Genomic DNA, 19439 nt, shown 5'->3' with positions numbered 1-19439 from the left:
GTTTTTTAGTACATCACAGGATTCCAGTACTTGCATGACATCATATACTATGTAATATAGCGTTATATTAAAAATCATAACTTAGTCCCTTAATATGTCATTTATAGAAGTTTTCGATCTCGTCTTTTCATCCACTTTTTTTACTATAGCTGCGCAATAAGTTGAAATGTTGTTTTTAGATGAAATAGATCCAGGTACTACTACAGAGTAAGGTGGCACTTCGCCATAAAGCACCTTACTAGTTTCTCTATCAATAATTTTTGTTGATGCTCCAATAAAAACTCCCATACCTAAAACTGACCCTTCTCTTATTATAACACCTTCTGCCACCTCGCTACGCGCTCCTATAAAGCAATTATCTTCTATAATAACCGGAGAAGTTTGAATAGGCTCTAAAACTCCACCGATTCCCACTCCTCCAGAAATATGGCAATTTTTCCCTACTTGTGCGCAGCTACCGATAGTTGACCAAGTATCTATCATTGTGCCCGAGCCGATATACGCACCAACGTTAATAAAACTTGGCATAAGAACGACGTTTGTACCTATATGAACAGATTGGCGGACAAAACACCCAGGAGCTGCCCTAATTTTCAACCGGCGAAACCTTTCTTCATTCCATCCATCAAACTTATTGTTGATCTTATCAAACCACCAGTTGTTATTACCTATTATTCTGCTTTCTTCAATAAGAAAATGTAATAATATTGCCTGCTTTATCCAAGTATGCACTACCCACTCTCCGCTTGACAGCTTTTTTGCTACTCTAATTTTGCCTCTCTCTAAGAGTTCAATCACTTTTTTAATTGTTATTTTTGCTACTTTCTTTAGACCGCAGTCACTCAATTTATCTTTATTTTTCCAGATATTTTCTATATCACTCTGTATTTTTTCTAGTTCCATTATTACATATTGACACTAAGTTTATAGTTTTGTATAATTCGAGTTTGTTACTACTTTACACGTAATTGTTGTGAGAATAAAGTGCAATAATTGTACTAAAACTTACTTAGTACCCTACGAGCAGATAGGTGAGTTTGTGAAGAAGGTAAGGTGTACAAACTGCAATCATACATGGTATTTATCAGGCAAAGTGCATACTGCTAGCATACGAGAAAAAAAAGTTGGTGGAAGGAATTTTTTAGTGTTTGCTACTTTAGCTTTTGCAGTAATAACAGGATTATGTATTGTAGTATCTAATCCTAGAGAAATGAACAAGGTGTACAGAACAATCAGTTCGTATAAGGATTCAATAAGCTGTAAATTAGGGTATAAAAAAGAGCAAATCGGTAGCTCAAACGTAAAAAAGCTTGCTGCAAGTAAATTTTATCAAGACTATCTTTTTCTATCTAATTTAAGATCCAGTTGAATAGATATCAATACTTAGGTCATAACTATACAAACGCTGTCAATTCAGGGAATCTCTACTAGGGGTAACGTTATCTCAGTGTCAAGCACTGGGATCTATGGATAATACAACTTCATCATATAATTTCTCAGCTCTTGCCTAATTAAATTCATTACATCTAGAAAACTTATATAGATTTTCTTTGCTTCTATGGTATCATGAGCCTGTAGTGATAAATAAGCAAATATGGATAAATCAGCGTATGAGATTGTAGAGCACGAGTATGATATAGTGGTAGTAGGTGCAGGTGGAGCAGGGCTCAGAGCAACACTTGGAATGGCTGCTACTAATTTCTCAGTAGCTTGTATCTCTAAAGTTTTTCCTACACGCAGTCATACAGTTGCAGCACAAGGTGGAATTAGTGCAGCTTTAGGGAATATTGCTGAGGACGATTGGCGCTGGCATGCATATGACACAATAAAAGGTTCAGATTGGCTTGGTGATCAAGATGCAATAGAATATATGTGTAAAAACGCTGCTAAGGCCGTTATTGAACTTGAAAATTTTGGTGTACCTTTTTCTCGTACAGAAAATGGCAAAATATACCAGCGTTCCTTTGGTGGAATGACAACTCATTTTGGTAAGGGAAAACCAGCTCAGCGTACTTGTGCAGCAGCAGACAAAACTGGGCACGCAATCCTTCACACTCTGTACCAGCAATGTCTTAAGTTCAACGCTGAATTTTTTGTTGAATACTTTGTAATCGATTTAATCATGGATAATGAAACAGGAGCTTGCTGCGGAGTTCTCGCTTGGTCGCTGTGCGACGGCACACTACATAAATTTCGTGCACATTCGGTAGTGCTAGCAACAGGTGGATACGGACGAGTTTATTTTTCTGCAACAAGTGCACATACATGCACAGGTGATGGTAATGGCATGGTGGTAAGAGCTGGACTACCGCTTGAAGATATGGAGTTTGTACAATTTCATCCAACAGGAATTTATGGCTCAGGGTGCTTGATAACAGAAGGGTGCCGTGGCGAAGGGGGGTATCTTGTTAACTCTAAGGGCGAAAAGTTTATGGAGCGCTATGCACCAAAAGCAAAAGATTTGGCTTCCCGTGATGTGGTAAGTCGGGCAATAACAATTGAAATTAGAGAGGGAAGGGGAGTTGGACCAAAAAAAGATCACATATATTTAACTATAGCACATCTTGATCCGGAAGTAACAAAACTGAGACTTCCAGGAATTAGCGAAACTGCAAGGACCTTTGCAGGAGTTGACGTTACTAAAGACCCGATACCGGTTATTCCAACTGTTCATTACAATATGGGTGGCGTTCCAACCAATTGTTATGGAGAGGTGATCACGTTGAAAAAAGGTAAAGAAGAAGTAGTAGAAGGATTATTTGCAATTGGAGAAGCTGCGTGTGTTTCCGTGCATGGTGCAAATCGGCTTGGTTCTAATTCGCTTCTTGATCTTGTGGTTTTTGGTAGGGCTGCAGCGCTCAGAGCAAGAGAGAAGCTAAAACCTAACTCACCACATAAAAAGTTGCACTCAGATTGCACAAACTGGATAGTAGATAGGTTCAATAAAATGCGATTTGCTTCTGGAAGGCTCAGAGTATCGAAAATACGTAGCGAAATGCAGCACACTATGCAAAAATATGCATCAGTATTCCGTGTTGCTGAAGTTTTAGAAGAAGGTAAAAAAGCTATAAAAAAGGTAGCAAAAATGATGCCTGATATTGCAATTGAAGATCGTAGTATGATCTGGAACAGTGATTTGGTTGAAGCACTAGAGCTTGCTAACATGGTACCACAAGCGGTTATCACCATGGAATGCGCAGCCAATCGCGAAGAAAGCAGAGGTGCCCATGCGCGTGAAGACTTTCCTGAGCGTGATGACAAAAACTGGATGAAGCACACTATAGCATGGCTTGAAGAAAAAAAAGGTCAGATCAATGTAAAAATTGGTTATAAGAAAGTTGCTGAAAAAACTCTTAGCAACGAAATCAACTTCATTGCGCCGGAAAAGAGGGTTTATTGATTTGCTCGTTGAATCCTAACGATCCATTAATAACTTGGGATATTGATACACCATATGTTTTAGAACTAGGAGGGCTTTTAATGAGTTTTGATTGGCCTTGCGATTCTTGGGCTTTTTGTTCTTCTGAATTCTTAGCTGAATTTTGTTGAGCATCTCTTTTATTAGACATACTTTGTTCGTCAGTAGTGAGTTCCTTTAAAGACTTCTTAATACCGCTGAACCCTAAAGTGAATATTAGGCAGACCATTCCAGTAATAGCTATGATAGGTAACGCTACTCCGATTGCAATTTGTCCTTGGAAACAAGAAAGCGTTACCATTGTAATAATGGTCGTTGCCACTGTTATTGCTAACAATACACTAGCTCTTCTAACAGGATCAATACACTTCCATACAGCTTTGAGACCATTTCCTGTCTTTTTCATAAAAGCACCAACCAAAAAGCTGGGCCGTTTACAAGTGGCGCGGCAGTCATATCTTGCTTCAAGCCTTTCTGTAAATTCTTTAGATTTACCTCGCGCTTCTTGTGGTATTTTTTGGTTATCCTTTAAATTGAGTAAAACTACATAGTATTTTTTAGTATGAAATTTCTCATCTTCTAACCACAAGGAATTAGGGTCAGCACCTTTTTTTAATAACTTTACACAAAACTTTACCGTGTTATCAAAAATCTTTCTTTGATACTGATACTCCTTTAATTTTAGACATTCTCCTTTCTTTGCTTTTGCTTTTAATGCTACCTGCAGAGGAGTGTTTTTTTCACCATTGGTTGCCTTCACGGCCTTACTTAATTGATCTTTAGATATTATTCCTTTTTCCACTGAATCTAATATTGATTTCAAACATGCAACTTTTTTTTCTCCTTCTAGCAAGGCAATGCGGTGTAATACATTATTGCCCTTTCCATCTTGACTGGTGATATCATAACCACTCTTTAGCAACTTTTTAAATTCACCTATATTTCTATTGGCAATTTCTGTATTGTTAATCGTTAACGATTTTTTTGTCTCTTGGTCTAACCCAGACTTTTGCATTAATTTGTTTAGTTTTGGCAGGAGGAATTTACAGTAATATGTTTCTTGTTTCTGAGATAAATTGCTTTCTGGTAGCTTTAATTGATTATGGTCAGCACCTTTCTGCAATAATTTTTCGCAAAATTTAATCGTATTATCTTCCAAAGCAATAGGGTTATGTGTATCTTTTATTGCCTTAGTAATCAATACTATTTGTATTGGTGTTTTCTCGTCTTTGTTTTTAGCATTGATAGCCTCTCTCAATTGATCAGCAGATATTTTCCCTTTTTTCACTAAATCTAAAATCAACTCCAAACACGTAACTTTTTGCTTTTCTTTGAATGAGGCAATATGGTGTAAAGCATTATTACCTTTTTTATCCTGAATAGTGATATCAGCACCATTTTGCAGCAATATCTCTAGGACTTTATATCTATTAGTTTCTTCAAATTTCTTAAGTGATCGGTTCTCACCCTTCTCTCCCATATGCCGAAGCAACTGGTGAAGAGGTGTTTGTTCTTTCTCTTTTTTATTTTTAGCATTTACAGCTTTTTTAAACCGAGCTTTAAGTTGCTCTTTTCCTCCCTCCTCACTTACATTTAGTACTATATTTAAAAAATCAAGCTTTTGGTTTTTCTCTAATTCTCTAACTATTAGATGTAAAGCATTGTTGCCATCTTTATCTTTCTTAGTGATGTCATAACCTCTTTGCAAGGGTTCACTAAGTTTATTTTGATCTTTATTTAAGAATGCTTTATGTAATGAATAACCATCGTAGATGATTTCTGCAGCCTTAATTATTATCAAGTTTTTTGTCTCTTGATCTAACTCGGACTTCTTTACTAACATTACTAATCTTTTCAAGAATTTAAGATAGTATGCCTTTTGTTTTTCTTTTAAACCATATAGTGTTTCCTTAGCTAATTCTAGCTGGTCTGGGTTGACTCCATGTATCAACAGTGCTAGGAAGAACTTAAGTGTGTTATCGTTATCTTGAATTGTATGAGACCCATGCTTCCCTTTTGTTGTCTCGTCAATTAGTGCCATCTGAAGAGGAGTTTTTCCGTCCTGATTTTTACTATCAACAAGTTGTGCTGGACCTGAAATTTTTTCTATTAGGATACTCAGAGACTTGCATTTTTGTTTCTTCTTCAGCAACGCAATAAGGTGTAGAATATTATTTCCTTTTTCACCTCTTATATTGTTAATATCTACAGAGCCTTTTTCTTGCCACTTTTCAAATTTTCGCTTACCTTTTTTTATTGCTCTTAATGTTTTATAAATATTATTACTTGTTTTGTTAGTTACTTTTGGATTTTGGGTTTTTAATCTTGTTACCAAAGGCTCTGTATCGTCAGTTGAATACTCATAATCATTTTCAATATAGCTTCCAACTCCACTATCAAAACTCTCTCTACAAGTGCTACTACTTTGTGGACGGCTAACTTGTGGAGCTTTTACTTTTTCATACTGTCCTTGTCTTTCATTCTGATTGATATCCATACTAGATCCTCTATATTAAAAGCTATTTGGTTATCAGCACTCAAACCAACAACCAGTTAAATTAGATTTTTAAATTGAGCTAAACGTTGTATGTGTGATCAAAATATAGGTGGAAAGACAGAAAACTAGTTTCGATTAGAAAATTTGCCGTCATAGTCAAACCTCACTTTAGCATTTATTTACTATTTTAACCATTTAATCTTAAAAAATAATAAATACGGCTAAAGTAGATTAGTAATATGTTGCTGTTAAAGTAGATAAGAGGCTACAGAAAGCAGAAAATTAAATGCGACTATTTCTGTGTCAAAGCTTTTGCAATTTTAGTGCACGCTTTAATTTAGTTGTATTTTATTAAAAAAGACTTTAGATTCATTTCATAATCAATACTTATAATTTAATGACTCAAACTTGGAGTTTATTGCAAACAGGGCAGAAGGAAAGTTACAAGGTAGCATATACAAATGCTCGCATTATCGACCCAGAAACTAAACTTGATATCAAGGGTTCACTGTTAACTGAAGGGGACAAAATCGTTGATTTTGGTGAATCATTATTTTCAAGTGGAGTACCAAGTGGGGTTAACGAGACAATAGACTGTAAAGGGCTTGTTCTAATGCCAGGCCTTGTTGACATTCACGTGCATTTTCGTGAGCCAGGCCAAGAGCATAAAGAAACTATATATACAGGGAGCAAATCCGCAGCTGCGGGAGGCGTTACAACTGTAGTTTGCCAGCCTAACACTGTTCCGGCAATAGATAGTGTTATTCTAGCTAAGTATTTGAGATACAGAGCATTCGAAACTTCACATGTGAACGTTGAATTCTACGCCAAAATTACTACTTCAGAGGAAGAATTGACTGAAATTGCACTTTTAAAAGAAGCAGGTGCTGTTGGATTTACCGATGATGGCATGCCTGTTATGAATCCAATGATCATGAGACAGGCGTTGCTTTATTCAAGTATGCTAAATGTTCCTATTGCTCAACATGCAGAAGATCTAGATTTATCAGCAGGCGGTGCAATCAACGAAGGTAAGATTTCTGAAGCATTGGGAGTAAAGGGTATCTTAAATGCTTCAGAATCGGTTATGGTAAGTCGCGATATACTGCTCATGAAAGATATAGAAAATGTACACTATCATATTTTACATGTCTCTGTAAAAGACTCACTCGCTGCTATTAAACGTGCAAAAGATTTAGGATTAAATGTTACATGCGAAGTAACTCCTCATCACTTTACTTTAACTGAAGATATAATAAAACAACATGGAGCAATTGCAAAAATAAATCCACCGCTTCGTACCGAAGAGGATCGTTTAGCTATGGTTGAAGGTTTAAAAACAGGTGTGATTGATTGCATTGCAACCGATCACGCACCACATGATCGTAACTCTAAAGATCTGCCTCTTGAAAGCGCTGCATTTGGTATTGTAGGCCTTGAAACAATGCTGCCCCTTTCACTTGAACTTTACCACAATGGGCGGATGAGTTTGTTTGATGTACTAGCGAAGCTCACATACAAGCCTGCAGATATAATACGCGTACCGCGTGGCCGTATACGTAAAAACTTTGTTGCAGACTTAGTTTTAATTGATCTGGATTATGAATGGGAAATTAAAGTTGACGACTTCGCCAGTAAATCGAAAAACTCTCCTTTTGGTGGACGTAAGGTAAAAGGGCTCGTAGTACGCACTATTGTGTCCGGCAAAACTGTGTACTTACAAAAATGATTTTAGTATATCACTTTCCCTTATCCGAAATTTTAGACAACTCAGCTTCTAATTCTTCTACTGTTGGTAGAGTCGTTTTTATTTTTTCTGGGTGAGGTCGGTTGTATTTTAGCCCAAGTTCGGTATTTTAAACTTAACGTTTTCAGTAACGCCGTCTGGCATAACTGAAACTTTTGTATTCATGCTTATTTTCAAGTAGTTTATTAGTTCATCAATCAATATATCAGGGGCAGAGGCACCTGCCGTGATCCCTATCCTTTCTACACTCTGTAACCAACTTTTGTTCACATAGCTGTAGTTATCGATTAAGTAGGCTCTTTTTCCTCTTGCAGTGCACAGATCTAATAGGCGGTTTGAATTCGAACTATTTTTACTTCCTACAATTAACACTATGTCTACAATTTCAGCTAATTTTTTGACAGCATTCTGCCTATTTTGTGTTGCATAGCATATATCTTTTAAGTTAGGACCTATAATGCTTGGAAATCTAATCTTCAGGGCAGCAATAATTTCGCGGGTGTCATCAATGCTTAGTGTGGTTTGTGTGACATAAGATAAATTATCTGGGTCTTTAACTTTTAAATTGCGTACATCCTGTACAGTTTGCACTAAAGTGATAGGATTGTTTACTCTTCCTCTAATGCCCTTAACTTCTGGATGATTTTCATGCCCAATTAAAATTAATTCTTTACCACTATCCTCATGCCTTTTTGCCTTTTTATGCACTTTGCTGACTAAAGGGCATGTTGCATCAATCGTTTGAATACCCTTTCTTTTTGCCTCATCTTCTATGCTTTTTGATACTCCATGTGCACTGAAGATCAATATCCCTCCATTGTCCTTAATGTCCTCGATACTGTTCACAAAAACCACTCCTTGTTTCTTAAAGCCCTCTACTATATATTTGTTATGAACGATTTCGTGCAACACATAAACTTGGCGCTCGTTTTTGTATTTTTCTAAAGTAATAGCTAATATGTCTACAGCTCTTTTGACTCCAGCGCAAAAACCACGTGGCTCAGCTAAGATAATTTCCATTTTTTTCAAGTCGAATAAATATGCAAGTGTTACTGAAAAATAAGCTCCGCTCACTATGTTTTATAGTACCATTGTTTATGTTTTATATAATAATTATTTTTCGTATGTTCTCTTTGACATTTAATCAGCTTGCTATCTCAGAAGACCTTGAAAAAAGTAATATAGTACGTAAACAACCTGATATTTTGGATAGGAATGGAGTGGTAATAGCAACAAATGTGCCCACAACATCACTGTATATAGATTCAACCAGAGTAAGGAATCCAGAAAGTATAGCAGCACAACTATGTTCTGTTCTAGATGACCTTAAATACGAAGATTTATATAAAATACTTACTTCGAAAAAGAAATTTGCTTGGATAAAGCGGCATTTGACTCCAAGAGAGTTGCTAGCAATAAAAAACGCAGGTGTGCCAGGAGTGAATTTTTATGACTATGTAAAACGTATATATCCTCACAGTAATTTGTTTTCACACGTGCTTGGCTATACTGACATAGATGGCAAAGGCATTGCTGGAGTTGAAGCGTATATAAGTAAAAACAATGAGCAAAAAAAGCCTGTAGTGCTATCTCTAGATACACGAGTGCAAAGCATAGTGCATGAGGAACTAACTAACGCTGTAAATAGGTATCAGGCACTTGGTGGGGTGGGAATTGTTTTAAGAGTAAAAAATAGTGAAATCATTTCGATGGTTAGTCTGCCTGACTTTAATCCCAACTTACAGAATAAAGCGAAAGATGTACAAAAGTTTAATCGCGCCAGCCTTGGAGTGTATGAGATGGGGTCAGTGTTAAAATTCTTTACAATAGCTGCAGCGCTTGATGCAAAAGTTGTAAAAATCGGTGATTTGTATGACGTGTCAAAGCCAATCACTATTGGGAAGTATGAAATTCGGGATTTTCATAAGTTCAAAATTCCCAAAATTACTGTGCGAGATATATTTGTAAAATCGTCCAACATTGGTGCAGCAAAAATTGCAGTCAAACTAGGTATTGAGAAACAAGTAGAATACTTTAAAATTATGAAATTATTTTCTCCTTTGAAAATAGAAGTACCAGAAAAATCTACACCAATAATTCCAGATAAATGGAGTGAAGGTACTTTAATAACTGCGTCTTACGGTTATGGAATAGCTGTAACTCCTATGCATATTGCACAAACTGCTGCCGCATTGGTCAACAATGGAATATTTCACAACGCAACTTTGATGTTGAATAAAAGAGGTATAGGGGAGCAGATTATTGCGAGAAGTACTTCCAGGGCGATAAGAAAACTATTACGTGCAGCTGTAACAGATGGGACAGGTAAACAGGCAAACATAAAAGCATATTCGATAGGAGGTAAAACTGGGTCAGCAGAAAAAGTTGTAAATGGTAAATATAGTAAAGATGCGAACATAGCATCGTTTATAGGAGTATTAACTATGCTTGATCCTGGATATATAGTGCTTGTTGTTATTGATGAACCTCAGGGCATGCAACATACCGGAGGAATAGTTGCTGCACCTGTAGTCAAGAATATTATGACTAGAATAGCACCTATACTAAATGTTACACCTGAGATGTGAAATTATGATTGTTTTATCTTGATTTCAAATTTGTCATGGCCAAAGTTTTTGTTAATATACCAGGAACCATCATCTTGAGTTACAAATTCGAAGCCTTTAAGTTCTCTTTTTATCGTTTTTCCATTTTGATCATCAATGGCGATGTTAACGTTGAGTGTAATGATATCTAGATTTATTACAGCTTCTTTTCCATCACACGAATTTAAACTGAACTTGCCTAACATGATGTCGTTAAAACTTACTTCTCCTGAATAGACATCACACTGACCGCCCACACACCATACACCCTCAATATAGAAGAGGTCTGACATACAAAGTACCTTTATTATTTAAAGAATTATGTATATTCTTTAAGTACACATAGTTATGATACACCTAAAAATACAAAGTTCAATGATTAATTATGTTAGGAGTCTAGATTAGTAACTGTTTATTTCCTTTTGTTAATCTTTTTCACCATGCTGTCAATCATATGTTTTATCCCTTGATATACAGAATGTGTGTTTTCGTTGCTACGCATATAGGCAGAACAGGAAAATACATTATGTTCTTCGTCTTCTATTGATAGCTCTGTGTCGCACTTTATGTGCTCACCACCGAGCTTTTCTATCAATTTCTCTCTGTCATCTCCTATAGTTACCTTAATCCTATTTTTTCCTTTATCAATTTTACTACTTAAAATAAAAACAATTACTGCTGGAGATATACATATTGCCCCTATTGGCTTTTTTGTAACAAAGAATTCTGAAACTAATCTTTCAAATTCAGGTGTTACTGTTACCAAGTCTTTATTTTCAGCTAAGTCGGATAAATTCCTTGCAACTCCATATCCACCAGGTACAACTAACATATCAAAATCTTCAGCTTTGGCATCTTTTAAATCGTATATTTCACCTCTTGCAATTCTTGCTGCTTCTACAAGTATATTCCTTTTTTCTTTTACTGCCTCTTTTGTTTTGTGGTTAATAACTTGTGTAATGTTGATATCAGGTGCGAAACATCTAACGTCCACTTCCTGCTGGTCAAGCACGAGCAAGCTTAAAACTGCTTCTCTTACCTCTGCGCCATCAAGGTGACCGCACCCTGATAAAACTATAGCAGCTTTTAATTTTTTTTCACCCATAGAGTACCTTGATCTCATATAATCTAGGTATTGTAATACAAATTCTATGTTTGGAAAGGGGTAGTGATATTAATTTTTATATATAAATTATAATATAATTAATCATTTATATTTATAATGAGGCATATTTATAGTTAATGAATCTTATATGGTACAAGGCGGCGCAATAGATACAGGTAACAATAAATACTTGGCTCGAGGTGTGTTTGAGCCTATTCAAGGAAGTGAAAGTTTAAAAAAAGCAGCAAAAAAGTTTCTGGACCAAAATGAAAACCTAAAAAATTCAGATTTAACTAAAGTGGAGGACGTGGTTAGCTTATTAAATGGCGACAAGAGCAAAGATTTCTTAGGTACTGTATCAAAAGAATTGTCAGAAGAAGAAAAATTCAAAAGACTAGCTGAACAAACTGGTAAAGATCAGGTAGTAATGGAAAAGTTGGAAGCTTTAGGTAACCAGTTGCTAATACAAGGAGTTATATGCGGAACAGCATTTGCAACACTGACGGGTGCACTAATAGGTTCATTAACAATAGGAGGAATGGCTGGGGCATTAATAAGTGGTAGCGCAGTGTTAGCAGGACTGTTAGCGATAGCAGCTGTTGTTGCTATCTGTATAAACATGGAGGTGAAATAAAAGAAGGGGTGATTGAGGTAGGAAAAGCAATTAAAAGCTTTGTGAAAAATGTGATCGATAAATTACCTGTAATTCAGGTTCGAGGCAGAGATGAAAATTTTTATAAACTATATCAGGAATTATCTCAACATGCTTTACACGCCGAAAGTGAAGAAATGAAAAACATTCAGGATAAAGCAAAGATAATAGAAATGCTTCAAAATGAAGAGCAACGGTCTGCTATAAAGGAGTTGGTAAAAGCACGAGTTATTCAGAGTTTTTCAGAAGAGAATATGAAAAGATTGACAGACACAAAGGTCTTAGTACTCATGAAGCTGATAAAGATGCACTTAATGAACTCATGGACAAATTTAAACCTGTAATTATGGCCATTGGTGAAAATGATATAAAAGAGGTAGAGCAAAAAGTTAATGAAAAAGTGAAAGAAATAAAGCCACCAGATTACCAGGTGAATAGTTCAAGTGCTGAACAAGTAGCGGGCACAGGAGAAGAAGTGACCCCCTAATGGCTTTGTTGTATAGTCATTAACGCGATTTTCTCCAAAGAAGTTGCCTCTACTTCCTACTCAGCATATCCATCAAATCAGATTCTTTGAATTTGTTGTGGTCAACTTTGCTGAATTTACTTACCATCGCGCTCATTTGATCATATTGCTTAATTAAGAGGTTAACATCTGGCACGCTCGTTCCAGAGCCTTTCGCAATTCTAAGCCTCCTCTTGCCATTTAAGATACCTGGATCTCGCCTTTCCTTTTCAGTCATCGAATTTATGATAGCTATATATTTTTTCACTTTACTATCATCTGGTACTCCACTGCTTAGTTTTTTTGTGAATGAACTTGGAATGAACTTCATTATATTGCTAATACCGTCCATTTTATTCAGAGTTTTTAACATTCCCACTAAGTCGTTTAGGTCAATTTTGCCTTTTTTTACTTTCTTTTGCAGTTTATCGATTTCTTCCTGACCAACGATCTCAGCAGCCCTTTCAACTAATGAGACAACATCACCCATGTCAAGTATCCTTTTTGCAATTCTATCAGGGTAAAAGTCATCAAGGTCGCTTAATTTTTCACCACAGGCAATAAATTTAATTGGGCAATTAGTTGTCATTTTCATAGAGAGGGCAGTACCGCCGCGTGCATCACCGTCAACACGAGTGAGAATAATGCCAGTCACTCCTATTGCTTGATTAAATGATTTGGCGATATTCACTGCATCCTGACCAATCATCGCATCGGCTACTAAAATAACTTCTGCAGGTGAAGCTATTTTTTTCACAGCTTTCAATTCATTCATCATATTGTCATCGATATGAAGCCTACCTGCGGTGTCTAGTATCAATACATCATAGTTATCGTTTTTTGCTGCTGCCAGAGCCCTTTTTGTGATTGCAATGGTTTTCTCATCAGTTACTGTAGGTAAAGTTTGTACATCTATTTGTTTACCAATCACTTCAAGCTGTTTCTGGGCGGCAGGCCTGTAAATGTCCAAAGAGGCAAGCATTACTTTTTTCTTTAGTTTTTTTAGCTTTAAAGCAAGCTTTCCAGAGGTGGTTGTTTTACCTGTACCTTGTAAGCCTACCATCATGATTATAGCAGGGGGTTTAACTGCTAGATTTAAGACACTTTTTTCTGGCCCGAGGATTGCAACTAAATTGTCCTGCACAATCTTAATTATCATTTGTGCTGGAGAAACACTTTTTATGACTTTTTCTCCTATTACTTTATCTTTAATGTTGTTGATAAACTTTTTTGCAACTTCAAGGGAAACGTCAGCTTCAATTAGGGCTATACGTATTTCACGCATAGCAAGGTTAAAGTCATCCTCGGAGATGATCAATTTTCCTCTGAGCTTATTAAATGCAGAATTTAAACTTTCGGTTAACGACTTAAACATAACAGCACTAGTAGAATACCCACCAAAAAAAGAGAAGAAGCTGAAACAAAACTCACTGAGTTATAGTTGAACACTTTTTTAAGTTTAGTAGCATTATTAGAGTATAGACTAGCAAGTGAATTAGTCAAGTTTTGTAGTGTGCTAGCGGATATTTCCCTTATTTTGAAAATTAACTCATTGGATAGTGAAACAGCATGGGGTATGAGAGCTCTAAAGATCCAATCGATATCCATTTTAAAATTTATTCTTGGCAAAAAGAACTTGCGTAAGGGAATAAACAACAAAGTGGTACATAGTAATAAATTGAATTGCGACCAAATGTTTTTTGTGCTGTATACAAAATTGAAAATCGAAGGTTTATTGTAGATAGGTAAGTAAGGGTTGCCAGCGATCACACATATAGATGCTAGACTAATTATAGTCATTCTACACTCTTTTCCTTCTGAAGGTTTTGATTTACTTTTGGCAATGAATATATAATAGAGAAACTTGAGCCCCACGCTTAGATAAAGCAATAAATTCAGAATCTTGTATAAGTTTTTGTACAATTCTAAATCAGTACCTTTCATTTTCATTTCAGCTGCAATGTATGATTTGCTGATAAACCCAGCAGTTCCAGGAAATGCAGCCATTGTAAGTATTGCGATTATAGCACATATGCCTTCTACTGACATGAGCTTACTTGCTCCATTAAAACTAGTCATTTTCGTTTGCAAAATAACTGAGTTGGCAACTGTAAACAATAATGATTGGTAAACAAGGGAGAAGATTATGTGTAGTATCAAAATTGGTATTGCTTTTTCTGAAGGGTTGAGCAAACTTCCCGCAAGGATGAGTAAGCCCATTTGTCCTACAACGTTATAGCATAGAAACCTGCGGATATTTTGTTCGAGAGAGGCAAATATAATGCTGTAAATTGCAGTAATAGAGCCCAAAAATGCTAGAGTTTCAGTATGCGCTCTATAGGTGTGTAGAAACATAACTAAAAAAGAAACTTTAGTAGTAAATAAAGAGAGGTATACAGTGCCATGTAACGATGCAGCAGGATATCCATCAACGACCCAAAATGAGAAAGGAAAACAAGCGCAATTTATTAATAAACCTATGATTATTAGGTTAGAACTTTGAACTGCTAACCCTGCTGTTAATATAATTCCGGCAAAAAAGTGTATGCAAGCATATCTTACTGCAGGTCCATTATCTTTGCTGCAGGCTGCGATAATAAAAGACGCGCTGATGGCCATTAATTCACAGAATATTATAACCAATATTATCTGTTTAGATAAGATTACACACAGTGAACTGATAGTGTAAGTAAGAAAAGGTAGCATCTCTGAAAAGCTCAAGTTTTTTGCTGGTAGAGCGACCAAGAATGCGACTAATAGAAAAGGTATTAATAAGATACGAAAAGATGAATCAAAATTTAGGACTGGATGAGACCAATTTACTGTGGTGCTTAAATTTTCAGGTAATTTTAGGACTATAACTATTAATATAGTTAGCAGAAGTAACAATAAAGCTTTATAAAACTGCACGATGATTTAAGTCAATATGTTTTATCCTATCTCAATGAATAGATAAAATCAATTTGCATGTAACTGCTTTTTAACCACTAGTTAAACTAATTACCATATAATTACATCGGGGTTAGGGGGTTATAGGAAAACCGGTCAGATTAGGTTTTTAATCTAATCTGACCGATAGCTTTAATAGTGAGGTAAGTCTCAATATAGCACGCTTAATTTATAGTGATACACTCGTGCATAATTTATTTTGAATTTGTGCATGAGCATTAGTAAATTATTTACTTTTTGAAACAAAGTCTGTTATTACTTTATTTATAGCTGGCATAAAACTGGCTATTTTCTACTACCTATGTCAAAGTAGTTATTATGACATAAGTTTATTAGTAATATGTATATTTTAGCATGTTAGGAGACAGAAAAAAGTACAGCAGTAACAGAATAAGGTTCAGTTTAGCAGTGTCATTCCAGCGCGTGACGCTGGAATGAAGAAAGTTCTTAAGCACACAGATAGTTGTGTAATGAAGACTAGATTATAAGTCCCTCTGAGGGACTGTATAGCACGTTGACCTCTTTTTGTGTTTTGCAACCATCCATTACTGTGTAATCAATATTACACTTACTGAGACTACTTAGTATCCTGTTTTGGGAATATTTTTCACGTAATCTTTCATAATTAACACTTATATAGTCAACACTATCACTGTCAGAAAGCTTGTTATACATTTTTGGATCTTTAACTGCATAATGCTGAGCAAAATCGCATTTGCTGCTGTCATCTTTACAAAAGAAATCTTTTCCTTTTTGATTACTATCTGCATTCGTAATAAATCTGTTGCCTTCTTTATCTTTTGCTAAGAACTCGTTACTGTTCTTATTTATAGAATATTTTTCCTCTGGGAATTTGAGTGTTAAATAATATGTCGTAGTACTACCTTAATAAAAATTATCATTATGATGTAGATTTATTAATAAGTAATATATATTATAGCATAATTAATTTGGAATAGACCTAATAAACCTCAGTAGTGCATCCAGTTGGGCCCATAAGAACTATTTGTTCACCTTCCTTAAAATGCCTACATAAACTGGCAGAACCACCGGCTTCCATCACAATAGTAGAAATAACTCCTTTTTTTTTGTCCACTTCAGTACCGGTTACGGCTATACCTTCCATAGCAAGTTTTGTATTATTAGCTTTTCTGCTGCTGGTTTCAAAATTTTGCAACCTAAAAAATTGTCCAGGCTGAAAATTTTTTGCAGCGAGCGGGGCTTTAATCACTACTTCCACAACTCTATCTGTTAAATATTGAACTTTTACTACTTGCGCAGTGAATTGCTTTTTGATTCTGTTGAAGAATTTTTCATTAGCTAAACGTTTTGACGTCATTCCGGCGCGTGACACTGGAATCTGGTCAGCTGTTTGGATAACTCCACTTAAAAGCTGGGAAATAATAGGGTAGCCGTTCTTGGCGCTTGCCATGGCTTTCACAACGCTACCACTATACGAAGGGTGAAGATCGCCAAAGAAACTAATTGCTCTGTCACCTTGCTTGTACACTAGTATTCTATCTTTATTTTGCATCTTCGGAGAGAATATTGGGTCTACTTCCTCACTCAATGAGTTCAAGTGAGTGAAATATCCATTAGTTAATTTAAAATACTTTTTATCTTCTGTTGCAATGACTGTATTTGGCTCAGTACCTGCTGCTATAAGAATAGAACGTGCTTTTATATACTTAATTTCACCAGATTTTGTGTCTATCAGTTTTATCGACTCAGCATGATTATATTTATCCGTCATAATTTCAACTGGCTCTAGGGTTTCAATAAAGTAAATACCTTCTGACAATGCATTTTGCGCCTCTTCACTATTTAATCGATAACTTGGCGAATCTTTTAGCTCTTTTCTATATACAACTTTTACTCCCCCAAGGCTCTGCATTAGTTCCAATATTTTTGCTTCTCTATTCTCTTTTTTTGCTGACTCTTTCTCTTTTCGGATCAGCTGTGCATGCAATATAAACTCGTTAGCGATTTCGTGTTCTTCTTCTGTCCAATCTTTTTCAATGAAGTCTTTTCCACATTTACTAACCAGTATCTCGTAGCGAAGAAAAAATTTTTCTACTTGAATCGGATAATACGCTAGAGCTTCAGTGGCAGTATCAATTGCAGTTAGTCCCGCACCTATGACAACTATTGGCATTCGGATTTGCAGGTTTGCTACGGAGTCAAATTTGAGGGCACCGGTAAGTTGTAATGACATCAGAAAATCAGATGCCATGCGCACCCCACGGGCTAGCATATTTTTTATTTTTATCATTCGTGGCTTGCCAGAGCCAAGTGCTAGGGCGATGTGATCAAAACCCAAGTTAAACGCATCGTCAACGGTTACTGTGCCGCCAAAACGAATACCCCCGTAAAGTGCAAAATTCTTGCGTCTTTCCAGTAATAATCTGATGATCTTTAAATAATTCTTATCCCACCGAGAAGTAATGCCATATTCTGCTACTCCACCAAATCCACCGGCTATGCGTTCACTCAATCTTTCGTGCTTGAAATCTTTAATAGGCTGGAAACTATCAGTCAAAGGTTCAATCTTTAATCCGTCAATGGCGATGACATTATGCCCGTCATTTAATAGATGATGAGCTAAATTAAAACCAGCAGGACCAAGACCTACGACTAGAATGTTTTTTCCAGTATTTTCTTTCGGCAATGGCCGCTGAAAATTCAAAGGATTCCAACGGCTAAGTAAAGAATATATTTCAAATCCGTACGGCAAACTAAGCACGTCATCTAGAATTCTTGTTTCAATCATCGGTACATTCACGGGTTCTTGTTTTTGATATATGCATGAATTCATGCAGTCATTGCATATTCTGTGTCCAGTTGCTGCACATAGCGGATTGTCTATCATCACTATTGCAAGGCTTGCTATGCTGTACCCTTCGCTTTTCACCAGATTCATTTCTGATATTTTTTGCTCTAATGGGCAGCCGTGCAGTTCAACTTCAAGTGGGGATTTTTTAAAAGTATTGTTGTTATTCAATGGACTTTTTATGCATCCCTCTGTCATCCCAGTGTCAAGCACTGGGATCCACTCTTCTTTTTTTCTAGATTCCAACGTCACGCGCTGGAATGACACCGAAGTTTCCAATAGCCCCTTTGAACAGCTGTCCTTATTTTGCTTATGACAAAATATGCAATAGTGAGCGTTATCTAATGCTTTGTCTAAACTAACCTTCTCACTTGTTAGGTCGAAACCATATCGTCTTTTTATTTCGCTTGAATACAGCACCTTAACTCTGTCCACTTCTTTTGTAGAAAATGACATGAGATTTTCGTGATCAATTTTTCTGTGGATACTAAAAAGAATTGATGTCATTCCAGCGCGTGACGTTGGAATCTGCATCTGGATCCCAGTGTCAGCTACTTGGATGACAAAGAGTTTTTCATTCTTAACCATCCACGCTGCATATTGTGCTGCAAGTTCTATTTCTTCTTTGTGATTTTCTTTATCTTCAAACCAACACATCACTTGCTCGGCAAAGTTTTTCTCTGTTATCGGTGAAGTGAAAAGATAATTTAGTTTCTCAGTGATATGATCGATATCTATATTTGCTATATTAGAGTATTTTTTCAATGCATAGCGTTGAACAAATAGCCTTTTACATTTATATATTACAGCAAAGTTGTTATGCTTTTTCTTTAACTCTTCTATTTCTTTTTCAATATTGAAAAGCTTTGCGATAAATTCATCAAGTAGATACGAAAGATCTATAATCAACTGGCTATCTGCCGTTTGAGCAGCTGACACTGGTTGTTTCAAGCACTGAGATGGTATCGAAGAAGAGATTGTTTTTTCTCTCGCTTTAATCAATGAATAAAATAAATTTTCATCGCATGATTTGACGTAATCTAAAAACGTCTCATCTAATTTTATTAATCCATTGCGAGTATATAGATTTGAAAATGAGATGTTAAAATTTGGCTGCATTGCTGTATTAT

Annotated in this window: 16 protein-coding genes; 7 read left to right on the top strand and 9 right to left on the bottom strand. The window is 36.0% G+C overall.

Annotated elements, in window-relative coordinates; genetic code table 11:
- Positions 1-81 precede the first annotated feature (81 nt).
- Positions 82-906: a 2,3,4,5-tetrahydropyridine-2,6-dicarboxylate N-succinyltransferase gene (gene dapD, locus QUS22_RS02075; protein WP_410543818.1), complete on the bottom strand. Its 825-nt coding sequence runs from the start codon at positions 904-906 to the stop codon at positions 82-84.
- A gap of 67 nt (positions 907-973) precedes the next feature.
- Here dapD and QUS22_RS02070 point away from each other — a divergent pair, with 67 nt between their 5' ends.
- Both QUS22_RS02070 and sdhA read left to right on the top strand, forming a co-directional pair.
- Positions 974-1369 carry a zinc-ribbon domain-containing protein gene (locus tag QUS22_RS02070; protein WP_289513339.1) on the top strand — a complete coding sequence of 132 codons (396 nt, stop codon included), beginning with the start codon at positions 974-976 and terminating at the stop codon, positions 1367-1369.
- A 225-nt stretch (positions 1370-1594) separates the two neighbouring features.
- Positions 1595-3400 (top strand): succinate dehydrogenase flavoprotein subunit, encoded by a 1806-nt coding sequence (gene sdhA / locus QUS22_RS02065; RefSeq protein ID WP_289513338.1) that lies wholly within the window; start codon positions 1595-1597, stop codon positions 3398-3400.
- On the opposite strand, the gene QUS22_RS02060 is transcribed toward sdhA, so the two are convergent.
- Positions 3372-5915 (bottom strand): ankyrin repeat domain-containing protein, encoded by a 2544-nt coding sequence (locus tag QUS22_RS02060; protein WP_289513337.1) that lies wholly within the window; start codon positions 5913-5915, stop codon positions 3372-3374. The two genes, sdhA and QUS22_RS02060, sit on opposite strands and share 29 nt — an antisense overlap.
- Positions 5916-6312: 397 nt before the next feature.
- Here QUS22_RS02060 and QUS22_RS02055 point away from each other — a divergent pair, with 397 nt between their 5' ends.
- A complete protein-coding gene (locus QUS22_RS02055; protein ID WP_289513336.1) occupies positions 6313-7644 on the top strand; it encodes a dihydroorotase in 1332 nt (443 codons plus the stop codon).
- Between the two features lie 108 nt (positions 7645-7752).
- Here the strand turns inward: QUS22_RS02055 and ispH are convergent, their stop codons facing one another.
- Positions 7753-8682 (bottom strand): 4-hydroxy-3-methylbut-2-enyl diphosphate reductase, encoded by a 930-nt coding sequence (gene ispH / locus QUS22_RS02050; RefSeq protein ID WP_289513335.1) that lies wholly within the window; start codon positions 8680-8682, stop codon positions 7753-7755.
- 77 nt (positions 8683-8759) lie between these two features.
- Between ispH and QUS22_RS02045 the strand changes: the two genes are divergently transcribed.
- Positions 8760-10250, top strand: a complete 1491-nt coding sequence (locus QUS22_RS02045; RefSeq protein WP_289513334.1) for a peptidoglycan D,D-transpeptidase FtsI family protein — start codon at positions 8760-8762, stop codon at positions 10248-10250.
- 2 nt (positions 10251-10252) lie between these two features.
- Here the strand turns inward: QUS22_RS02045 and QUS22_RS02040 are convergent, their stop codons facing one another.
- The gene (locus QUS22_RS02040; protein WP_289513333.1) at positions 10253-10561 is read right to left on the bottom strand and encodes a hypothetical protein; all 309 of its coding nucleotides are present in this window, start codon (positions 10559-10561) and stop codon (positions 10253-10255) included.
- 119 nt (positions 10562-10680) lie between these two features.
- Positions 10681-11373: an isoprenoid biosynthesis glyoxalase ElbB gene (gene elbB, locus QUS22_RS02035; protein WP_289513332.1), complete on the bottom strand. Its 693-nt coding sequence runs from the start codon at positions 11371-11373 to the stop codon at positions 10681-10683.
- Positions 11374-11521: 148 nt separating this feature from the next.
- Between elbB and QUS22_RS02030 the strand changes: the two genes are divergently transcribed.
- The 3 genes from QUS22_RS02030 to QUS22_RS02020 are packed head-to-tail and all read left to right on the top strand — an operon-like array spanning position 11522 to position 12512.
- Complete coding sequence (locus QUS22_RS02030; protein ID WP_289513331.1) at positions 11522-12007, top strand: hypothetical protein; 486 nt, start codon at positions 11522-11524, stop codon at positions 12005-12007.
- 8 nt (positions 12008-12015) lie between these two features.
- The gene (locus QUS22_RS02025) at positions 12016-12369 is read left to right on the top strand and encodes a hypothetical protein (RefSeq protein ID WP_289513330.1); all 354 of its coding nucleotides are present in this window, start codon (positions 12016-12018) and stop codon (positions 12367-12369) included.
- Entirely contained in the window at positions 12348-12512 is a 165-nt protein-coding gene (locus QUS22_RS02020; RefSeq protein ID WP_289513329.1) for a hypothetical protein, read from the top strand. The genes QUS22_RS02025 and QUS22_RS02020 overlap by 22 nt, the downstream gene beginning before the upstream one ends.
- Before the next feature lie 49 nt (positions 12513-12561).
- Here the strand turns inward: QUS22_RS02020 and ffh are convergent, their stop codons facing one another.
- From ffh to QUS22_RS02000, 4 genes are all read right to left on the bottom strand, one after another.
- A complete protein-coding gene (ffh, locus tag QUS22_RS02015) occupies positions 12562-13905 on the bottom strand; it encodes a signal recognition particle protein (RefSeq protein WP_289513328.1) in 1344 nt (447 codons plus the stop codon).
- Positions 13890-15440, bottom strand: a complete 1551-nt coding sequence (locus QUS22_RS02010; RefSeq protein ID WP_289513327.1) for a proton-conducting transporter transmembrane domain-containing protein — start codon at positions 15438-15440, stop codon at positions 13890-13892. The genes ffh and QUS22_RS02010 overlap by 16 nt, the downstream gene beginning before the upstream one ends.
- Before the next feature lie 516 nt (positions 15441-15956).
- Positions 15957-16154, bottom strand: coding sequence for a hypothetical protein (locus tag QUS22_RS02005; protein WP_289513326.1), 198 nt, complete (start codon positions 16152-16154; stop codon positions 15957-15959).
- Positions 16155-16440: 286 nt separating this feature from the next.
- A complete protein-coding gene (locus tag QUS22_RS02000; RefSeq protein ID WP_289513517.1) occupies positions 16441-19428 on the bottom strand; it encodes an FAD-dependent oxidoreductase in 2988 nt (995 codons plus the stop codon).
- Positions 19429-19439 lie beyond the last annotated feature (11 nt).

The organism is Wolbachia pipientis (genome assembly GCF_030373985.1).
Lineage (GTDB): Bacteria > Pseudomonadota > Alphaproteobacteria > Rickettsiales > Anaplasmataceae > Wolbachia > Wolbachia pipientis_D.
The sequence above is the reverse complement of the archived record's forward strand: the minus strand, read 5'-3'. Positions and strand labels throughout refer to the sequence as shown.